Here is a 17559-nt window from a genome sequence, read left to right on the forward strand (position 1 = left end):
TCAACGCCTGCCCAATGTCTGTAGTATCTCCGACACTGTCCCACGCTGGAGACCCGCATGTTTATCGGCATCCTGTTAATTCTGACCTGGCTTATCCTCCTGCTCCGCTACCCGGCGAAGGCCTTGCCCGTCTCGCTGGCTGCGGCTGTCGGGCTCGGGGCGGTGGCGGCCATCGTCATCTGGCAGGACAGCCGCGAAACGCGTCAGCTTGAGCATCTGGACATTCGCCTGAGTTACGATCCGCAAGGCTGCCCGACAGATCGTCCGTTGCAGGTCAGCATCACCAACACCAATCCAGTCACCCTGCAGGAGCTGCGTTGGCGGATAGCAGCCTATGCGCCCGGTGATTCGGTGAATCTGACCGACAACACCTACGCGTCCGCACGCTATCGCGGTCCCGGTGAGCTTCAGGCCAAAGGCACGTGGCAGGATTGCGTGCCGGTGCCCGCACTGCGCAACGGGTATCGCCCACAAACCCTGGAATTTCGCGCAGAACATCTGCAAGGCAGTTTCTCGGACTGATCACAAGGATCTCCCCCATGCCCATCGCTTTGATTACAGGCTGCTCCAGTGGCATCGGCCGTGCTCTGGCCGACGCGTTCAAGGCCACAGGCTATGAAGTCTGGGCCACTGCGCGCAAGGCAGACGATGTTGCGGCACTCAGTGCTGCCGGCTTCATTGCCGTGCAACTGGATGTCAACGACAGCCTGACAGTGGAGCAACTGGCCGCCGGTCTGGAGCACAGCGGCCTGGATGTGTTGATTAACAACGCCGGCTATGGCGCGATGGGTCCTTTGCTTGACGGTGGCGTGGATGCCTTGCAACGGCAGTTCGAAACCAATGTGTTTTCAGTCGTCGGGGTTACCCGGGCGCTGTTTCCGGCACTGCGTCGCAACAAGGGCCTGGTAGTGAATATCGGCAGTGTTTCAGGTGTGCTGGTCACGCCGTTTGCTGGCGCATACTGCGCGTCCAAGGCTGCGGTACATGCACTGAGTGACGCGCTGCGTCTGGAGCTGGCACCGTTTGGCGTACAGGTGATGGAAGTCCAGCCCGGTGCCATTGCATCAAGTTTCGCGAAAAACGCCAGCCAGCAAGCCGAACAGTTGATCAGCGAGCAATCGCCGTGGTGGCCGATCCGCGAGGGTATTCGTGCACGTGCCAGGGCTTCTCTGGACAACCCGACCCCAGCGACCGAATTCGCTCGCGACCTGCTCAAAGCCGCGCAGCAAGCCCATCCGCCGCGCCTGCTGCGCCTGGGCAACGGCTCGCGTCTCCTGCCGCTGATAGCGTGGTTACTGCCCAAGGCTTTACTGGAGAATGTCTTGAGAAAACGCTTCGGACTGAATGCCGACTTGTGACACAAAGCGTCACAAACGCTGATCAGCCGTCTACCGGACTGACGATCACCGTGCAAGTCATGCCCGCTGCCAGCAATACGCCTTCAGGTACCGCGTCCAGATGAATACGCACCGGCACGCGCTGGGCCAGGCGGACCCAGTTGAAGGTCGGGTTCACGTCGGCAATCAGCTCGCGGCTTTGCGGGTTGTCCCGGTCATAGATACCGCGCGCGATGCTCTCGACATGGCCCTTGAGCACTTCGCCGCTCATCAACTGCATGTCCGCAGGATCGCCCACGTTCAGGTGCGGCAACTTGGTTTCCTCGAAAAAGCCGTAGACCCAGAACGAGTTCATATCGACCACAGCCATTTTCGCCTCGCCGATGCGCGCATAGTCGCCGCGATGTACGTTCAGATTGGTGACATACCCGTCGACTGCCGCCAGCACCCGCGTGCGTGACAGGTTCAGTTCGGCGGCTTCCAGCTGCGCCTGCGCCAGTTGATAATCGGCCAGCGCCGAGGTGGCGACGTTGCCGGCATCTTCACGATTTTCTGCCGAGATGACCAGCTCATCCATATCAGCGCGGCGCTTGGCGTTGAGCTTGCGCATCTCCCAGGTCGCCTTGCGTGAAGCCAGCAATGCCTGCGCCTGCCTGACTGCAATCCGGTAGTGTTCCGGGTCGATCTGCATCAGCAAGTCGCCACGTTTTACCCACTGGTTGTCGCGCACCGGAACATCCACCACCGTGCCGGACACATCGGCGGCCACATTGATGATATCGGCGCGTACCCGGCCATCACGGGTCCACGGGGTATCCATGTAATCCACCCACAGCGTACGACCGACCCAGAGCGCAATGGCCAGCACCAGCAAGGTCGCAAACAGGCTGTAAAACTTTTTCATGCAGGGATTTCTCGACTCGGGCATCACTGATAAAGGGGCAGCGCCAGAGCGCCGAAGATGCAAATAAACAGACTCAGGCGCAGCAAGGCCGGGTGCCAGAAATGCCGATACAGGTCGAATCCGGCCAGCAGACGATCCAGCGCCCACGCCACACCTGCCGCCAGCAGAAACAGCAGGGTCAGGGTCGGTAGGTAAAGGCCGTGAAACGCTATCTCACGCGGCATGGGCCATTCCTGAAGCGGTGTGATCGCCATAGACAGCAAACGGCGACTGCGGGTCGAGCAGCGAGGTGCGGATGAAGTGCAGATAGCTTTTCACCCGACGCAACACCGACGTGTCGAAATGCGCAGCGAAAGGCTCATCGGCATCCTGCACACGCTTGATGGCCTGGTCGACTGCCGCCAGGCCGCGTTGCAGATTGACCGCATCGGGCTGAATGAACAAACGCACCAGCGCGCGTCCCATGACACGCAACGCAATGCGCCAGGGCTGGTAGTCGGCATAGGCGGGATGAATCGGCAGGGTCGACTGTTCACGGCGCAACTCGATAATCGCGTGACCGATTTCCAGCACCACGAACATCCAGCGCAACAACTCGCGCTGCACCAAGGGCCTGCTGATCGCCAGACCGTACGCCTGATGCATCAGGTCGCGGGTCTGGCTCTCGAAGCTTGACCCCAGGCGCTTGAGCGGTGCTCCCATCGCAAACACCACTTGATTGCGCAGGGCTTGCTCCAGACGTTGCCACATCCAGCGGCTGTTGGGGGGCAGGATGATCGCCCCGGCTGCGGCACAGATGAGCATGCCGATAACCATCGCGAGGTAATCATTGATGAAGGTGTAAGGGTTGTAGACCGTCAGGTTGCCCGGCACCGAGCCCAGGCTGAAAAAAATCAGCAGCCCCAGGCCACATCCCGTCCACTGCGGACGGGAACCCAGAAATGCGCCGAGCACAAATACCGGGGCCAATAGCAGACACAACAGCACAAAGCCGTCGATGTGCGGAAACAGAAAGAAGGTTTCGACAAAGCCCAGCAGTGCACCGAGCAACGTCCCCCCGGCCATCTGCAGCGACATGCGCCTGGGGTTGTTGGTGGTCGATGACAAAGCAACGGTAGCCGCCGAGGCCAGCACCATGCTTGCGCCGCTGGGCCACGCCGTCAGCACCCAATACGCACTCATCAGGCCGACCACGCAGGTCGCACGGACACCGGACGCCAGCGCCGTCATCCAGTGCGTACGCGGCACGAATGAGGCTTGCCACTGCTCACGCACATGAGTGTGATCAGCCAGCGATGCATGGGTCAGCGCGTAATCATGCAGTTCGCTGAGCAGCCGGTACAGCAGCTCGAACGCCGTATGAAAGTCGAGCCGTTCGGCTTCGCTCGGCAGGTCTCGCTCAAGCTCGGCGCGCAGGCTTCTGACCCGTTCGGGCAACTGCGCCCGGCAGGACTCAAGACGTGTGACCAGCAGCGCAGCATCGCTGTTGGTCAATGCACGGTTCGCGAACCCGTCAAGCAGGTCTGCGAGGCTTTCAAGGCCGGGGCCGACGTGCGTCAACACGGTATCGGCATGTCCCATACGCAGCCGCTCCAGCAACTGATGCAACGCATTGAAGCGCGTAGTGACGGCCATGAATTCGCTGTTCAAGCGATTGAGCCGGCCATTGCGTCGGCGCATGTGCGGGTCTTCGAATACCGTGACGCTGCGCAGCCCTTCCAGACCAATGGCCTCGGCCACGAAACGCACGTTCCCGGTTTCAAAGGCCGCGCGTGAGATGTCCCCGCGCAACCCCTCGGCCATAAAGCGGGCGAACACACCAAAGCGCTGGTACAGGGCGTTGCGCATGGCGGCGCTGGAACTCTGCGGCAGGATCGCTGCACTGACCGCAGTGGAACAGAGAATGCCCAGGGTAATTTCCAGCACCCGCCACACTGCGGACATGAACGACGCTTCGGGATGAGCCAGAGCGGGCAGCCCGACCATCGCAGCCGTGTACCCTGCCAGCACGAAGCCGTAAGCGCGAAAATTGCGATAACGTGCCGCACCGGCAGAGCAGATACCGACCCAGAGCGCCAGGCAGCCGAGAAACGGTACCGGATTCTGCGCAAACAAGGCCATCAACAGCACCATCATCGACGACCCGGCCAGCGTCCCCAGCAGCCGATAAAAACTCTTGGCGAACACGTGCCCGCTTTGCGGCTGCATGACGATGAACACAGTGATCATCGCCGTGTGCGGCTGTGGCAGCTCCAGGCGCAGAGCCAGCCAGTAGGTCAGAAATGCAGCAATCAATACTTTGCCCAGGTAAACCCACGTCACCCCGTCGCTGCGCGCCCAACTGTGCAGCTCGCGACGCCAGGGCAAGTCACTGATGCGGCGCACAGAGGCGATCATTGAGCGCACGCTCGATCGGCCGCGGCACCCGCGCAATGACGATTGTCACCACCCAACGCCACCACCAGCCCGGCATAGACGTTCAAGCGCGCCGCCTCGACCTGTTGCTCGATCTGCTGCTGGCGAAACAGTTGCGTGCGTGCGTTGAGCACGTTCAGGTAATCGGTCAGACCGCGTTGCCAGGCGATCAGCGCAATGTCGTAGGTCTTTTGCGCCGATGCGACCGACTCGGCGGCGAATGCCTGTTGCTTGTCCATCGAGGCACGACGAATCAACTGATCGGAAATACTTTTCAGCGCCATCACCAGCGTCTGGTTGTAATGCGCCACAGCCTGGTCATAAGCGGCCGATGCCTGCCCCAGCTCGGCACGCAAGCGCCCGCCATCGAAGATCGGCAGGCTGATCGCCGGCCCCGCCTTGTAACTCAGTTTGCTGCCGGTCAAAAACTCCAGCAGGCCGCCGCCGGTGGCCATGTAGCTCAGGCTGCCGACCAGGTCAATATTGGGATAAAAGCCCGCGTGCGCGACGTCGATGCCGCGTGCCTGCGCCGCCACCTGCCAGCGAGCGGCCACCACATCAGGCCGCTGGCCCAGCAGCTCGGCGGGTAATGCCGACGGCAATTTCAGCTCGGTGCGCAGCGACAGCGCGGGCCGTTGCAACGCAGCGCCCTCACCCGGGCCCCTGCCTGCCAGTGCTGCCAACTGGTTGCGACTCAGGGCGATGGCTTCTTGCAACGCATCGATCTGTCGATGGGCTTCAGGCAATGGCGTTTCGGCCTGACTGACGTCGAAATGCGTGCCGATCCCGCCCTTGAGGCGACGCCGGGCCAGGTCCAGTATCTGCTGTTGCTGAGCCAGAGCAGCCTCGGCGATGTCCAGCCGGGCGTAGTTCAGGGCGAACTGGATGTAGGCGCGGACCACGTTTTCCTGCAATTCGAGTTGCGCCTGACGCTGCTCGGCAGCACGTGCATGGGCCACATCGAGTGCCTGCTCGGTGGCATTGCGCTCACGTCCCCACAGATCCAGCGCGTAGCTCAAACCCAGCGATGCATTGTTGTCCCAGGTGCGAGTATCGGCCAAGGCTCCCGGACCATAGAACTGATCGTTAGGCCAGGCATGACGCATCAGGCTGGTATCGCTTTGCACCTGCACAGCCTCGGAGGACTCGGCGACCTGCGCCACCGCCTTTGCCTGGCGCACACGAGCCGCGGCGAGCGCCAGACCCGGGCTGCCTGATGTCGCAATATCGATCCAACGATCCAGTTGCGCATCGCCGTAGGCACGCCACCACTGCGCCATGGGCCAGTGCGCATCGAGGGCAGCGCGCTGGATCGCCTCGTCGGTGGCCAGGCTGTCGGCTTGCAATGCACTGCCGTGCGGTTTGATTCCGTGGGTTCCGATACAGCCGCTGAGAACCAGCGTAAAAGCCAGAATACCGAGGGGCTTGAGCCCTCTGATGATGCGACGCTGCACAACTGCGAGTTCCCGAACGAAGGTGATGCACCTTGAATGGCGGCGATTCTAGGCGGCGCTCGACGCGGCGATAAGCGGGCAGATATGTGAATCTTTGTTACTGAAACGGTGATAATCCTTTGGTCTGGATACATGCAACCGTTACTTCATGTCACAATTTGCCATCTACCTAGAGAAGTACTCATGGACACCCTGCAAAACATGCGTGCCTTCAGCTGCGTGGCGCAAGCGGGCAGTTTTACCGCCGCCGCAGCCGTGCTCGACACCACCACCGCCAATGTCTCGCGCGCTGTCTCCAACCTTGAGGCGCACCTGCAGACGCGTCTGCTCAACCGCACCACCCGGCGCATTGCGCTTACCGAAGCAGGCAAGCGTTACTTGTTGCGCTGTGAGCAGATTCTGGCCTCGGTCGAAGAGGCCGAAGCCGAAGCCAGCGACGCCCATGCCCGCCCTGCCGGTCAGCTCAAGGTGCATTCGATGCCCGGCGTCGGCCAGCATTACGTGATCGACGCCATCGCCCGTTATCGACGCAACCACCCTGACGTCGCGTTCGATCTGACCATGACTCACCGCGTGCCGGACTTGCTGGAAGAAGGCTATGACGTGTCGATCGTGCTGGCCAGCGAACTGGCAGACTCCGGTTTTGTGTCCCAGCGCCTGGGCATCACCTATAGCATCGTGTGTGCATCCCCCGAATACGTCAAAACGTTCGGCATGGCGCACAAGCCTGCAGACCTGTTGAATCATGCGTGCCTGCGCCTGGTCAGCCCGGTGTTCCCGCTGGACAAATGGCTGTTCGACGGCCCTGAAGGCCAGGAGATGGTCACCATCAACAGCTCGCCGCTGCTGGTCAACTCTGCGGATGCCATGAAAACCGCCATCTCCAGCGGCATGGGGATCGGCATACTGCCGATCTACTCGGCAATCGAAGGTCTGCGTAACGGCACGCTGGTGCGAGTCTTGTCTGATTACCGCTCGCAGGAACTCAACCTGTACGCCATCTACCCGTCCCGCCAGTACCTGGATGCCAAGATCAGAACCTGGGTCGAATACCTGCGCGGTTCCCTGCCGGAAATTCTCGCGGCCGACGAAGCCGATCTGCACGTGCAGGCACTCAAGTCCTCGTTCTGACATCGTACAACTGCAAAAAGCGGCTGCCAAAGAGCGGAGAGGAATGTTAGCGTGCTACTCATTCAACCGCTCAAGAGTGACTGCCCAATGAAAAAAACTGTACTCGCCTTCAGCCGTGTTTCTCCTGAAATGGCCGAGCGCCTGGCGCAAGACTTCAACGTGATCGTGCCCAATCCCAAGCTGGGAGACATCAACGCCCAGTTTGACGAAGCCTTGCCTGAATCCCACGGGCTGATCGGCGCAGGCCGCAAGCTGGGCCGTGAGCAACTGCAAAACGCCAGCAAGCTGGAAGTGGTTTCCAGTATCTCGGTGGGTTACGACAACTACGATGTCGACTACCTGAGCGAGCGCGGCATTCTGCTCACCAACACGCCGGACGTACTGACCGAAAGCACCGCAGACCTGGGTTTCTCGTTGATCATGAGCAGCGCCCGCCGCGTCGCCGAACTGGACGCCTATACCAAGGCCGGACAGTGGACGCGCAGCATCGAGCCTCCGCATTTCGGCACCGACGTGCATGGCAAGACACTGGGTATCGTCGGCATGGGCAACATCGGCGCAGCCATCGCCCGCCGCGGTCGCCTGGGCTTCAATATGCCGATTCTGTATAGCGGCAACAGCCGCAAAAGCGAACTCGAACAGGAACTGGGCGCACAGTTTCGCAGCCTGGACCAATTGCTGGCCGAGGCGGATTTCGTCTGTCTGGTGGTGCCGCTGAGTGAAAAGACCAAACACCTGATCGGCCGCCGCGAACTGAGCCTGATGAAGCCCGGCGCAATCCTGATCAACATCGCCCGCGGCCCGATTGTCGACGAGCCTGCGTTGATCGAGGCTTTGCAGAACGGCACCATTCGCGGTGCCGGTCTGGACGTTTATGAAAAAGAGCCGCTGAAAGAATCCCCACTGTTCCAGCTCAAGAACGCTGTCACGCTGCCACACATCGGTTCGGCCACTACTGAAACCCGTCAGGCCATGGCCGACCGCGCCTGCGGCAATCTGCGCAGTGCATTGCTGGGTGAGCGACCGCAGGATCTGGTCAATCCGCAGGTGTGGAAGGGCTGATTGAAAGCAGCGCGCGGCCAACGGAGGCAGCGCGCTGCTGCGCTCCCTTACTTCACCGCGTGCACGGATGGAGAGGTTGGCGCCTGTAATTGAGTTGCCGGAATGAGCAAGTACAACTGGTTGGCAGTGTTGTCATAAGCCGTCTGACCAAAGGAGGAGCTGTCTTTCGAGGCGGTCACGAAGGTGCGCGACTCCAGACTCTGCAGACGCGCAAACCCGGGAGTCAGGTAGTCATCGCGAAGGGACCAGCGATCGCTGTTGTTCTTGACCTGGCACGCGGTCAGCTTCAAGCCGTCACGTAGACAGCGGGTGTCATCCAGGCTGACGATATTGATGTAAGGGCCTGGGAGCTCACCGGACTCATTCAGTGGATTGATCCGCCAAAGCTGGCTTGAGTCGTTTTTGCACGGCCGAGCGTTGATATCCTCTCCACTGCGCGTGAGGCACCCTCGCGCACCGACGGAGAGAATGGCGTGCAAGGGGGCAAGGTCTTGCGAACCGATGATGTCGAAGCTCTGCTCAGGCCCATTCGAGTAGTCCTGAAGTGCAATCTTGCCTTCTGTTCCGATGGTCATAAAACCGTTTAATTGAACGCTATACAACAGTATTGAACCCGGGCGAGCAGGATCCGGACGCCCGCTCCATTGAGCGAAAGGTAGATATTTGATGCAGAGACTCATCTGAAGATTGCCGTTCAGGCAATCATCGTAGCGCGGTCCTGTCAGTGCAAAATGTATCTCCGAGGCTGCCGGAGCCGGAGGCATTGACCATTGCTGGTTGACGTCACCAGCGTTGCAGGTCTGCTCAGTCAGGGTATTGTTCGATGTGCGGGACACACACAAGCCGTTTAATCGGGAACGCAAAAACCGAGGGTTTATGAATGTCGCTCCTGCTTCGGCGCCCACGACTACCGACGACGTGAGGAGCGGATCATTATCAAGTCTTCTCTTATCGATAATCACGCCACCTCGCGAAAGTTCGACAAGTACTGGTTTACGTTGTGCAGAGATGTTGATCGTCGCAGAGATAACATTCTCAGCAGCAATGCTGCCGGAGTAGATGGCCCAGCCGTCTGCCGATCCATCGGCGTAATGAACATTCAATACATAGTTATTCGGTGAGCCCGACAGGTTCATGGCATCCGGCGCTTCGGTGCTACTCGACGGACCGGCAACAGGGAGCACTCCAGCGAAATCCTTTACAGCAGCAGCGGAATAACTGGCCGTCGCCGCAAAGACATTTCCGTAGTTGGAAATAATCGGCGGATATATCTGGGTGATTTTTTCTGCGTCGTGCTGCGCATCTGCCAGTGTCACCACTAGCGTCTGCACAGGAACGCCCTTCAGAAGAGGTTTATCTCCAGGCTGCAACAGTTTGAGCAGCGTGCCTCTGTCGTGAACAACCGGATCAATACCTGAGTCGATGACTTGCGACGGGGCCATCACTGCTGGCGCGTCCGGGGTCTGAACAGTCTGTGAAGGGGGCCGATGGTCGTCAAACAGGCCGGCATACTGCAAGCCTTCCGGGAAGCTGCCAAACCGCTGCTGTATCTGCAACATTTGCTGATGGGTAAAAGGAACGATGGCCTCGCGCCATTCCGCGGCGATCAGAGGACTTTCATTGCGCAGCGTTTCAAATTCATCAACCCGCGGAGCCGACGCCGTTGCGGCAGGTTTACCTGGCCACACAGGCCCGCCCAGAGCCCCCATTACATGGCCGAAGTAGTGATAACCGAGGTAGTCCACCTCCAGGCCATATCCGGCGGGGTCTGGATGATAGTTGGGTAAAAATTTCAGATCATATGAACGGTACGCCCACTGTTCATAGCGCGGTGGTGTGTTATGTGGGAGGCCCAGCGCATGACCCGTCTCGTGCCAGAAACCCAAAGGCCTCCAAGGGTAGTTACAACTGTCGCCAGCGCAGCTTGCCTGAACGCCAGAAGGGAATGCCTCTATGTCATCAGGCACATCCAGCAATTGCCCCGAAATCGCCACAAACTGACCGGGCCGTTTGTCGCCAAGGTTTGAAGCCGCTCTCCAGTAATCACCCATTCCGACTTTCGCAGGGAGCGTCTTGTCGCCGAACTCGGCCCACTCATGGTAGTTGCGGTCCGAGGTGGAGTAACGATGAGGCTTACCATCAGGACCACGAGCAACGATATAGGGCCAGTAGCCTTGCCCCGTGCCCACAACCAATTGCCTGACCGGCAACTGCGAGAACATTTCACGGGCGGCAACGTTGGCCAGAACAGGATTATTTTCGGTGTCGAACTGATCCAGCACAGTCTTGCAGGTGCTCTGTTCCTTGAAAAGACAGCCCTTGATGTTCATCAGAACCAGCCCATCGCTTTCACTTTTAAGAAATACAGTTTTGCTCGGGTTCAACCTGCCCACCAAGTAGGGCTTGTTATCGACCATAAAACTGAACTCTGTTTCCGACGTGATCAACCGATAGGGAATCGTTGCTGAAAAAGACCTCGTTCCAACGGTCGGATAGCTCCCGACGATGGCGTTACCCGAAAACGTGTCGCGCTCATCGTAAACCGCGTTTCCCGGGAATAATTGCGGCGAAGTCATGGGGATTGTATGGGTGAAATTCTGGTGCCTCAGCAACACACTCACCGCGCTGTAGTTCAATACCGAGAAAGGTGTAAACGTCACCAGAAGATCACGTCCCGGAACCAATAGCGGATCAAACACGTTTCGCTGCGCGCTGATGACATGTGTTTGTGCAAAATCGACTTGTCCCGATATCGGGGCCAGGTCGAGATCGTTGCGCAAGGGTAACGGCGCGGTTGCCTCCTGATTTTCCGGTTTACCAGCCTCCTGCGCCAGCAGCGACGAGCAGACCAGAGAGCAAACGAGTGAAAATGCCAGCGAACTGACACGCAAGAAAAGCCTGTCCATGAATGAGTCCTTTCAGGAATGAGAGCACCTCGAAAAGCTGCCCTCAGTCCTTGTGCCCATCCATGGCCACGAACCGCTGATGACGGCAGATACCGGTCCATAGTCGGACGAGTATTGCCGTCGCTCAACTAGCAAAAGTGCTGGGTATGACTCCTGAATCATCGTCTGTCAGGACACTCCTCCGGCGGCAATTCGCGTGGCAATCGCAGGTTTGGCACGCGACTTTCTGAACACCAGTACGTTGCCCGCCATCACCAGCACAAGCCCCACCAAGGCAGCCAGGGTCCACTGATAACCTTCAAACCATGTGGAGATGTTCAGCGCCACAATCGGAAACAACACCGTGCAATAAGCCGCGCGTTCCGGGCCCATGCGTCCGACCAGGGTCAGATAAGCGGTGAAGGCGATCACCGAACCGGGTACTACCAGATACAGCAATGAACCGACATAACGGGTGTTCCACTCAAACACGAACGGCGTGACGCTAAGCAGGCAGTAGATGCCAAGAATGCTCGCGCCGTAGAACATGCCCCAGGCATTGGTGGTCAGCGGGCGCAGGCCGGCTTTCTGTTGCAGACTCGACAGCATGTTGCCCGCCGAGAAGCACAGTGTGCCGAGCAGTGCCAAACCCAGTCCGATCAAGGTCTCACGGCTGGCGCTGTGCCCGGACAGCTCGGGCCAAAACAGGCACGCCAGCCCCAGCAGGCCCATCGCACCACCGGCAAGGACATTACCGGCGATTTTCTGGCGAAAGAACACCCGCGCATTCAGCGCATTCCACAGCGTCGAAGTCGAGAACACCACGGCGATCAAGCCGCTGGGTATCCATTGACTGGCGGTGTAAAAGCACATGAAGTTGACGCAGAACAGACAGACGCCCTGCGCCAGGCAGATCAACTGGCCGCGACGATTGACCGGTTGCAGCCGCTTGCTCAGCAGTAGAAACGCGAACAGCACCAGTGCGGCCAATGCGAAGCGATACACGATGGAAACTGGAATCGCGACATCGCCGAGTTGAAGTTTCAGGGCGATCCAGGTCGTGCCCCAGATCAGCACAGTCAGCAGGTAAAGCGAGAGGTTCATGGTGCAGGCTCCTTGGTGAGCCATCAGTCTGCTGCGCATCGGTCTGCGCCCGCTTGCACAATCTTGCGCATTTGATTGACGGGGTACTGGCAACCACGCTTGCCGGGAGTAGGATACGAAGCCTAGAGGAATCGTCATGCCCGCCATTGAATCCATCCAGGTCTTTCAGGCCCTGAACAGTTCACCCAATGCCAACCTTGAGCAGAGTGCGCCGCTGGGCGACGGGCTGGTGGCGGCGCTGTGGAACAATCGTCATGACTCGCAGGAGTATCACGCTCCCACCCACCATACCTTGTCGTGTTACATCGCAGACGGCACCGGCACGTTCAGGCGCGGCCAGCCCGACCAGAAAGGCTCACCGGGCAAACTGTGCGTGCTGCCCGCCGGGCATGAATCGGCCTGGGTGGTGAACGGCGAAATCCGTCTGGCGCATTTGTATTTCAGCCCGGAGCACTTCGCCCTGGGCTGCGTGACCCTGCTGGATCGCGAACCCCGCGAAATGCAGCTGCGTGACAACACCTTTCTTGAAGACGAAGCACAAGCCCTGCGCTTCCAGCAACTGATCCGCCTGAACTGGGCAGAACCCGGCGAACGTCTGCTGACCAGCAGCATGGCTCACGAGATGGTCAGCCATGCGCTGCTCAGCCAGGTGGGGCTGCGCGAAGGGCTGCGTTTGAAAGGCGGCCTGGCCCCGCACCTGCGCCGGCAAATGGTGGACTTCATCGAAATGCACCTGGCCGACCCGCTGAGCCTTGGTCAACTGGCAAACATGTGTGCGCTGTCGGAATACCACTTCGCCCGCATGTTTCGCGAAAGCTTCGGTTTGCCGCCGCACCAGTATGTGTTGGCGCGACGTATCGAACAGGCTCGCCAATTGCTGCGCAGCACCAGCAAACCATTGGGCGAGATTGCGCTGGCTTGCGGTTTTGCCAGCGCCAGTCATTTCAGCAACCGTTTTCGTCAGGCCATGGGGGCCACGCCAGGCGAATACCGGTTGGCGCTAGGTCAGTAGACGACTCATGGCGGCCAGAGGGCTCAGCAGCGCACCGCATCCTGCCAGCGCAAGCACCCAGCGCGGCCGGAACGGCAGCAGTGCAACCAGCAGCACGGCACTGCTCATCAATACAGCGAACCAATTCACCGTGCCCATCATCCAGCCATCGGCTTGAATCGCCGCCCATGACGACAATGACAGCGCGCCCCAGCCGACCAGCTTGAGCGCCCGCCGCCGATGTCCGGTCAACGGCCCTTTGAGCAACTCGCCGTAATGACGCGTCATGGACAGGCACAGGCACGTGAACCCCACATAACAAAGCAAGGCAGCCAACAGCATCAATGGCTCTCCTGAGGTGTGGCCTGCAAAGCAGCGCTGGCGGCTCTACCCGCACGTGCCGCCTTGAATTTCAGCGATGCCCAGCCCAGGAAGACTCCAGTGACCAGCGCGGTCAGGTCAAAGGCGGCCATTACCCAGTTGCCTGACGTCAGCGCCCCCAGTAGATAGCCACCGCACGTCAGCAGGTCGAGCAGTGGCAGACCTGCAAACAGCAGCGCGCCCAGCCGCAATTGTTCGCGCCACGCACTGCGCCCTTTACGCACAAGGGCGTGCACCGCTGACAAGGCCCACAACGTGAAGAACACGCTGACTTCCCAATCGGCACGCCCGCTGAGACCCGACGGCAGCAGACGATTGGCCCAGAAGAAGCTCGCCACGGCGATCATCAACCCTGACATGCTGGCGATATTGAGCACTTCCACCAGACGCAATTCCAGTGGCAGCACACCGGTTTTTGCGTGTTTGAGCTGGCGTTTACCCAGCCACATCACCAGTCCCGTGCCGATCATCGCGGTTCCGGCGACACCAAAAATGAAATACAGCCAGCGCAGCAGCGGTTCGGCGAAATGGCCGACATGCAGGCCGTACATCCCGCTCGCAATCAGCAGGGCAACCGGACGCTCGGCTGCTTCGTTCAGCAACGCACCGCTGGCACCGCTGAATGTCAGCGCCCCGCCCCGATCCGGTACGATGCTGCCCTTGTCATCACGCGTCAGCAATACCGACGCGGTGCTGTCGCCCGGGTTGTTGACGATCACCCGACCAACCTGACCGCTGTCCCACTTTGCGTTCGCGGCGTTGACCAGCGGTGCAAGTGCCACCAGCGGCGCAGGTTTGCCTTCTGGCTTGACCAGCTCCGGGGACGGATAGGCTTCGCGGTAGAACGCCTGAACAGTGTCGTACTGGCTAAGGATGCTCGCGGGCATCACCATCGACATGAAAATCACCAGGCTGCTGTAGGTGATCATCAGGTGAAACGGCAACACCAGCACGCCCAACGCGTTATGCCCATCGAGCCAGGAGCGCTGGCCCTTGCGCGGACGAAACGTGAAAAACTCCTTGAAGACCTTCTTGTGAATGATGATCCCGGTGATCAAGGCGACGAACATTGCCATCGCGGCACTGGTTGCCAGCCAGCGGCCCCACGGATAGGGCATCTGCAACTGGTAGTGAAACCGGTAGAAGAAATCGCCGCCGCGTGTGTCGCGCGCCTGTACCTCGCTGCCGGTGTGCGGATCGAGCAGTTTGCGTACGAAGTTATTGCGCTGCCCCTGCTTGCCTTCGGGCAGCCAGCCGACCGTCAGACCCGGCGTGCGCGCGTCGGGCAGGCTGATGAACCAGCGCGTGGCCCCGGCCGCGTGGTTTTGCAGGTAATGCTGCGCCTGTTGCACGCTGGCCCCGGCGTCAAGGGCGCGAACCGGAATCTCCGGCTGCATCCATTGGGTGATCTCATCCTTGAAATAGGAAAGTGTGCCGGTCAGAAAAATCGCGAACAGTAACCAGCCGAACAGTAAACCGACCCACGTGTGCAACCAGGCCATCGACTGACGAAAACCTTCCTTCATAGCAGCCACCGACCGCAGGCACAGGCGGCTCCGAGCAACGCGCAGGGCGCCAGCACTCCGACCCAGGCCTGTAGGACCGTGCGACAGGCAAAACACCAAAGCACTGCGACCAGATAGACGAGGAACGACAGCATCATCCCCGCCACAACCGATTCGGCACGGGGGATCGGCAGCCACTGCGCAACGCAGATGCTGACCACCGAGGCCAGCAGATAGCCAGCAAACACGGCAGCCAGCGCCCGTGAGGTGACGGCAAGCCGATAACCGGTTGCAAGCCTCTTGCTTCTGGCTTTTGCCGTGCGTTTTTCCGGCAGCGGGCGGCTTGCAGGGGTGACATCCATCAGAGGGTCTTCATTGATCCATGAAACATGGGAGCCGGATCACGCGCCCACCGGATGAGGTCGTGATGAATGCCAGCGCATGAGCCATTCGTCCCCGATCGGACAAATGAACCGCAATATTAATGATAAATATTCTCATACGCAAAAGAGTCTGCCAGAATCCACGCCATCAATGAGTCCCCGTGGATCGTTCCCCGTGCTGCCCATCGCCCACTCCGCTCTCAATCACACTGTCGAAAGCCTGTACAGGGCACACAACACCTGGCTGACGACCTGGTTGCGACGCAGGCTTGGCTGTCCGCACAGTGCAGCAGATCTGGCCCAGGACACCTTCATCAAGGTGCTTGGCGCGCGCGACACGCCGCAGATCATCGAGCCCCGCGCCTTTCTGACCACGATTGCCAAGCGCGTGCTATGCAATCACTACCGACGTCAGGATCTGGAGCACGCTTACTATCAGGCGCTGGCTGAACTGCCAGAGTGCGTGGCACCTTCCGAAGAAGAACGGGCGATCATTCTCGAAACCCTGGTGGAACTGGATCAACTGCTGGACGGCCTGCCAGCGCACGTCAAGCGGGCGTTCCTGATGGCGCAGGTCGACGGCTTCAGTCACGGCCGGATTGCGGCCGAGCTGGGCATCTCCATCGCAACCGTCAAACGCCATCTGAACAAGGCTGCACTGCGCTGCTATTTCGCCTTATGAACCCTGACAGCGAATCCCTGAACAAATCCGACATCTCGCCTGGCGTTGCGCAGCAGGCGGTCGGCTGGCTGCTGGAAATGCAGGAAGGTGCGCTGAATGCCCGTCGTCAACAAGCCTGGCAGCTCTGGCTCAATGGCAACGCCGAACACCAGCGGGCATGGGCGCACATGCAGCGCGTCAACCAGCGCCTCAGCGGGCTGAATTCGCCGCTGGCGCATGCCGCACTCAACGCGCCGAAATCCGCCAGTCGTCGGCATGCTCTGAAACTGCTGTTGCTACTGGGCGCAGGTTCGGCAGCAGGCTGGAGCCTGCGCGAGCAGATCGCGCTGCAACCCTTGCTGGCCGACTACAACAGCGGCGTGGGCGAGCAACGCAAGGTGGCGTTGAGCGATGGTAGTCAGGTGCAGTTGAATACCGCCAGTGCGGTCGATGTGCGTTTCGATGCACAGCAACGCGTGATCCGGCTGCTGCAGGGCGAAATCCTCGTGAGCGCCTCAGCGGACGACCGTCCGCTGAGGCTGTCGAGCGCCGAAGGCACGGTCAGGGCATCGACAGGCACCAGCCGTTTCAACCTGCGCCAGCTGGAGGGACGCACACAACTGGCGGTGTTTGCCGGTTCCCTGGAAATATCCCCGATCAGCAGGAGCGGCCAGGGTTTGATGCTGCGGGCCAGTCAACAAGTGACGTTTGGCCCTGATGCCTGGGACAACGTGCGCCCGCTGGACGCAGGCAGTGGCGCATGGGCGGACGGGATGCTGGTGGCGTCGCGCATGAGGCTGGCGGATTTTCTCGCAGAACTGGGTCGCTATCGCCGTGGACGTCTGCACTGCGATGCGAAAATCGCCGACCTGCTGATTTCCGGCAGCTATCCGCTGGCCGACAGCGAGCGCATCCTCGACATGCTGGAACTTGCCCTCCCTGTGCGCGTGCAGCGTTTTACCCGGTATTGGGTAAATGTGCAGGCGCGCGTTTGATCGTGATTGCTCGCTCCCGCTTTCCGCTCATGGTGACGTACACGTTCTGGAAAGCCCGGAATACGGGGCTGATCCTACGCCGATTATTGCGTGGGCATGCAGTTCGTGACGCTCCGCGTCACACGGCGGTTTTGTGGCCTCAGGTGGATTTTCGCCTCTTCTGACTATCGTGCCGACGCTCCGCGCGGGCATGCAGTTCGTGACGCTCTGCGTCACACGGCGGTCTGTTGTGTCAGGTGGATTTTCTCCTCCTCTGACTATCGTGCCGACGCTCCGCGTCGGCATGCAGTTCGTGACGCTCCGCGTCACACGGCGGTCTGTGGTGTCAGGTGGATTTTCTCCTCCTCTGAC

16 protein-coding genes are annotated in these 17559 nt (G+C 60.0%); 7 read left to right on the forward strand and 9 right to left on the reverse strand.

What is annotated here, in order from left to right; genetic code table 11:
• The first annotated feature begins 57 nt into the window (after positions 1-57).
• Positions 58-522, forward strand: coding sequence for a hypothetical protein (locus tag ALO80_RS00915; RefSeq protein ID WP_054984397.1), 465 nt, complete (start codon positions 58-60; stop codon positions 520-522).
• A 17-nt stretch (positions 523-539) separates the two neighbouring features.
• Positions 540-1358, forward strand: a complete 819-nt coding sequence (locus ALO80_RS00920) for an SDR family oxidoreductase (protein ID WP_055007596.1) — start codon at positions 540-542, stop codon at positions 1356-1358.
• Positions 1359-1380: 22 nt separating this feature from the next.
• Here the strand turns inward: ALO80_RS00920 and ALO80_RS00925 are convergent, their stop codons facing one another.
• Genes ALO80_RS00925 through ALO80_RS00940 form a run of 4 tightly spaced genes read right to left on the reverse strand, consistent with a single transcriptional unit; the run spans position 1381 to position 6110 of the window.
• Positions 1381-2241 carry an efflux RND transporter periplasmic adaptor subunit gene (locus ALO80_RS00925; RefSeq protein WP_055007597.1) on the reverse strand — a complete coding sequence of 287 codons (861 nt, stop codon included), beginning with the start codon at positions 2239-2241 and terminating at the stop codon, positions 1381-1383.
• Between the two features lie 23 nt (positions 2242-2264).
• On the reverse strand, positions 2265-2465 hold the full coding sequence (locus ALO80_RS00930) for a DUF1656 domain-containing protein (protein WP_054984400.1): 201 nt from the start codon (positions 2463-2465) through the stop codon (positions 2265-2267).
• Positions 2455-4638: an FUSC family protein gene (locus ALO80_RS00935; protein ID WP_055007598.1), complete on the reverse strand. Its 2184-nt coding sequence runs from the start codon at positions 4636-4638 to the stop codon at positions 2455-2457. The genes ALO80_RS00930 and ALO80_RS00935 overlap by 11 nt, the downstream gene beginning before the upstream one ends.
• Positions 4635-6110 (reverse strand): efflux transporter outer membrane subunit, encoded by a 1476-nt coding sequence (locus tag ALO80_RS00940; RefSeq protein WP_055007599.1) that lies wholly within the window; start codon positions 6108-6110, stop codon positions 4635-4637. The genes ALO80_RS00935 and ALO80_RS00940 overlap by 4 nt, the downstream gene beginning before the upstream one ends.
• Positions 6111-6293: 183 nt before the next feature.
• On the opposite strand from ALO80_RS00940, the gene ALO80_RS00945 reads away from it, so the two are divergent.
• Together ALO80_RS00945 and ALO80_RS00950 are read left to right on the forward strand one after the other, a co-directional pair.
• The gene (locus ALO80_RS00945) at positions 6294-7241 is read left to right on the forward strand and encodes a LysR family transcriptional regulator (protein WP_002552240.1); all 948 of its coding nucleotides are present in this window, start codon (positions 6294-6296) and stop codon (positions 7239-7241) included.
• An 87-nt stretch (positions 7242-7328) separates the two neighbouring features.
• Positions 7329-8303, forward strand: a complete 975-nt coding sequence (locus ALO80_RS00950) for a 2-hydroxyacid dehydrogenase (RefSeq protein ID WP_055007600.1) — start codon at positions 7329-7331, stop codon at positions 8301-8303.
• Between the two features lie 47 nt (positions 8304-8350).
• Here the strand turns inward: ALO80_RS00950 and ALO80_RS00955 are convergent, their stop codons facing one another.
• The gene (locus tag ALO80_RS00955; RefSeq protein ID WP_055007601.1) at positions 8351-11209 is read right to left on the reverse strand and encodes a TagA domain-containing protein; all 2859 of its coding nucleotides are present in this window, start codon (positions 11207-11209) and stop codon (positions 8351-8353) included.
• Between the two features lie 168 nt (positions 11210-11377).
• Entirely contained in the window at positions 11378-12292 is a 915-nt protein-coding gene (locus ALO80_RS00960; protein ID WP_055007602.1) for a DMT family transporter, read from the reverse strand.
• 136 nt (positions 12293-12428) lie between these two features.
• Here ALO80_RS00960 and ALO80_RS00965 point away from each other — a divergent pair, with 136 nt between their 5' ends.
• Entirely contained in the window at positions 12429-13304 is an 876-nt protein-coding gene (locus ALO80_RS00965) for an AraC family transcriptional regulator (RefSeq protein WP_055005209.1), read from the forward strand.
• Here the strand turns inward: ALO80_RS00965 and ALO80_RS00970 are convergent.
• From ALO80_RS00970 to ALO80_RS00980, 3 genes are read right to left on the reverse strand one after another with little or no spacing between them, the layout of a single operon-like run.
• Entirely contained in the window at positions 13293-13625 is a 333-nt protein-coding gene (locus ALO80_RS00970; protein WP_055005208.1) for a DUF3325 domain-containing protein, read from the reverse strand. The two genes, ALO80_RS00965 and ALO80_RS00970, sit on opposite strands and share 12 nt — an antisense overlap.
• Complete coding sequence (locus ALO80_RS00975) at positions 13625-15166, reverse strand: PepSY-associated TM helix domain-containing protein (RefSeq protein WP_055007604.1); 1542 nt, start codon at positions 15164-15166, stop codon at positions 13625-13627. Before ALO80_RS00975 ends, ALO80_RS00970 begins: the two co-directional genes overlap by 1 nt.
• Positions 15167-15186: 20 nt before the next feature.
• Positions 15187-15531, reverse strand: a complete 345-nt coding sequence (locus ALO80_RS00980; RefSeq protein WP_055005207.1) for a DUF3649 domain-containing protein — start codon at positions 15529-15531, stop codon at positions 15187-15189.
• Between the two features lie 199 nt (positions 15532-15730).
• Between ALO80_RS00980 and ALO80_RS00985 the strand changes: the two genes are divergently transcribed.
• Positions 15731-16234 carry a sigma-70 family RNA polymerase sigma factor gene (locus ALO80_RS00985; RefSeq protein WP_054984456.1) on the forward strand — a complete coding sequence of 168 codons (504 nt, stop codon included), beginning with the start codon at positions 15731-15733 and terminating at the stop codon, positions 16232-16234.
• On the forward strand, positions 16231-17208 hold the full coding sequence (locus ALO80_RS00990; protein WP_055007603.1) for a FecR domain-containing protein: 978 nt from the start codon (positions 16231-16233) through the stop codon (positions 17206-17208). Before ALO80_RS00985 ends, ALO80_RS00990 begins: the two co-directional genes overlap by 4 nt.
• The last annotated feature ends 351 nt before the right edge of the window (positions 17209-17559 follow it).

Source organism: Pseudomonas caricapapayae (assembly GCF_001400735.1).
Classification (GTDB): Bacteria; Pseudomonadota; Gammaproteobacteria; order Pseudomonadales; family Pseudomonadaceae; genus Aquipseudomonas; species Aquipseudomonas caricapapayae.

What these genes read in the sequence shown, in the direction of transcription:
- ALO80_RS00915 (WP_054984397.1), top strand. Translation starts at nt 58, where the DNA reads ATGTTTATCGGCATCCTGTTAATTCTGACCTGGCTTATCCTCCTGCTC.
- ALO80_RS00920 (WP_055007596.1), top strand. Translation starts at nt 540, where the DNA reads ATGCCCATCGCTTTGATTACAGGCTGCTCCAGTGGCATCGGCCGTGCT.
- ALO80_RS00925 (WP_055007597.1), bottom strand. Translation starts at nt 2,241, where the DNA reads ATGAAAAAGTTTTACAGCCTGTTTGCGACCTTGCTGGTGCTGGCCATT.
- ALO80_RS00930 (WP_054984400.1), bottom strand. Translation starts at nt 2,465, where the DNA reads ATGCCGCGTGAGATAGCGTTTCACGGCCTTTACCTACCGACCCTGACC.
- ALO80_RS00935 (WP_055007598.1), bottom strand. Translation starts at nt 4,638, where the DNA reads ATGATCGCCTCTGTGCGCCGCATCAGTGACTTGCCCTGGCGTCGCGAG.
- ALO80_RS00945 (WP_002552240.1), top strand. Translation starts at nt 6,294, where the DNA reads ATGGACACCCTGCAAAACATGCGTGCCTTCAGCTGCGTGGCGCAAGCG.
- ALO80_RS00950 (WP_055007600.1), top strand. Translation starts at nt 7,329, where the DNA reads ATGAAAAAAACTGTACTCGCCTTCAGCCGTGTTTCTCCTGAAATGGCC.
- ALO80_RS00955 (WP_055007601.1), bottom strand. Translation starts at nt 11,209, where the DNA reads ATGGACAGGCTTTTCTTGCGTGTCAGTTCGCTGGCATTTTCACTCGTT.
- ALO80_RS00960 (WP_055007602.1), bottom strand. Translation starts at nt 12,292, where the DNA reads ATGAACCTCTCGCTTTACCTGCTGACTGTGCTGATCTGGGGCACGACC.
- ALO80_RS00965 (WP_055005209.1), top strand. Translation starts at nt 12,429, where the DNA reads ATGCCCGCCATTGAATCCATCCAGGTCTTTCAGGCCCTGAACAGTTCA.
- ALO80_RS00970 (WP_055005208.1), bottom strand. Translation starts at nt 13,625, where the DNA reads ATGCTGTTGGCTGCCTTGCTTTGTTATGTGGGGTTCACGTGCCTGTGC.
- ALO80_RS00975 (WP_055007604.1), bottom strand. Translation starts at nt 15,166, where the DNA reads ATGGCCTGGTTGCACACGTGGGTCGGTTTACTGTTCGGCTGGTTACTG.
- ALO80_RS00980 (WP_055005207.1), bottom strand. Translation starts at nt 15,531, where the DNA reads ATGGATGTCACCCCTGCAAGCCGCCCGCTGCCGGAAAAACGCACGGCA.
- ALO80_RS00990 (WP_055007603.1), top strand. Translation starts at nt 16,231, where the DNA reads ATGAACCCTGACAGCGAATCCCTGAACAAATCCGACATCTCGCCTGGC.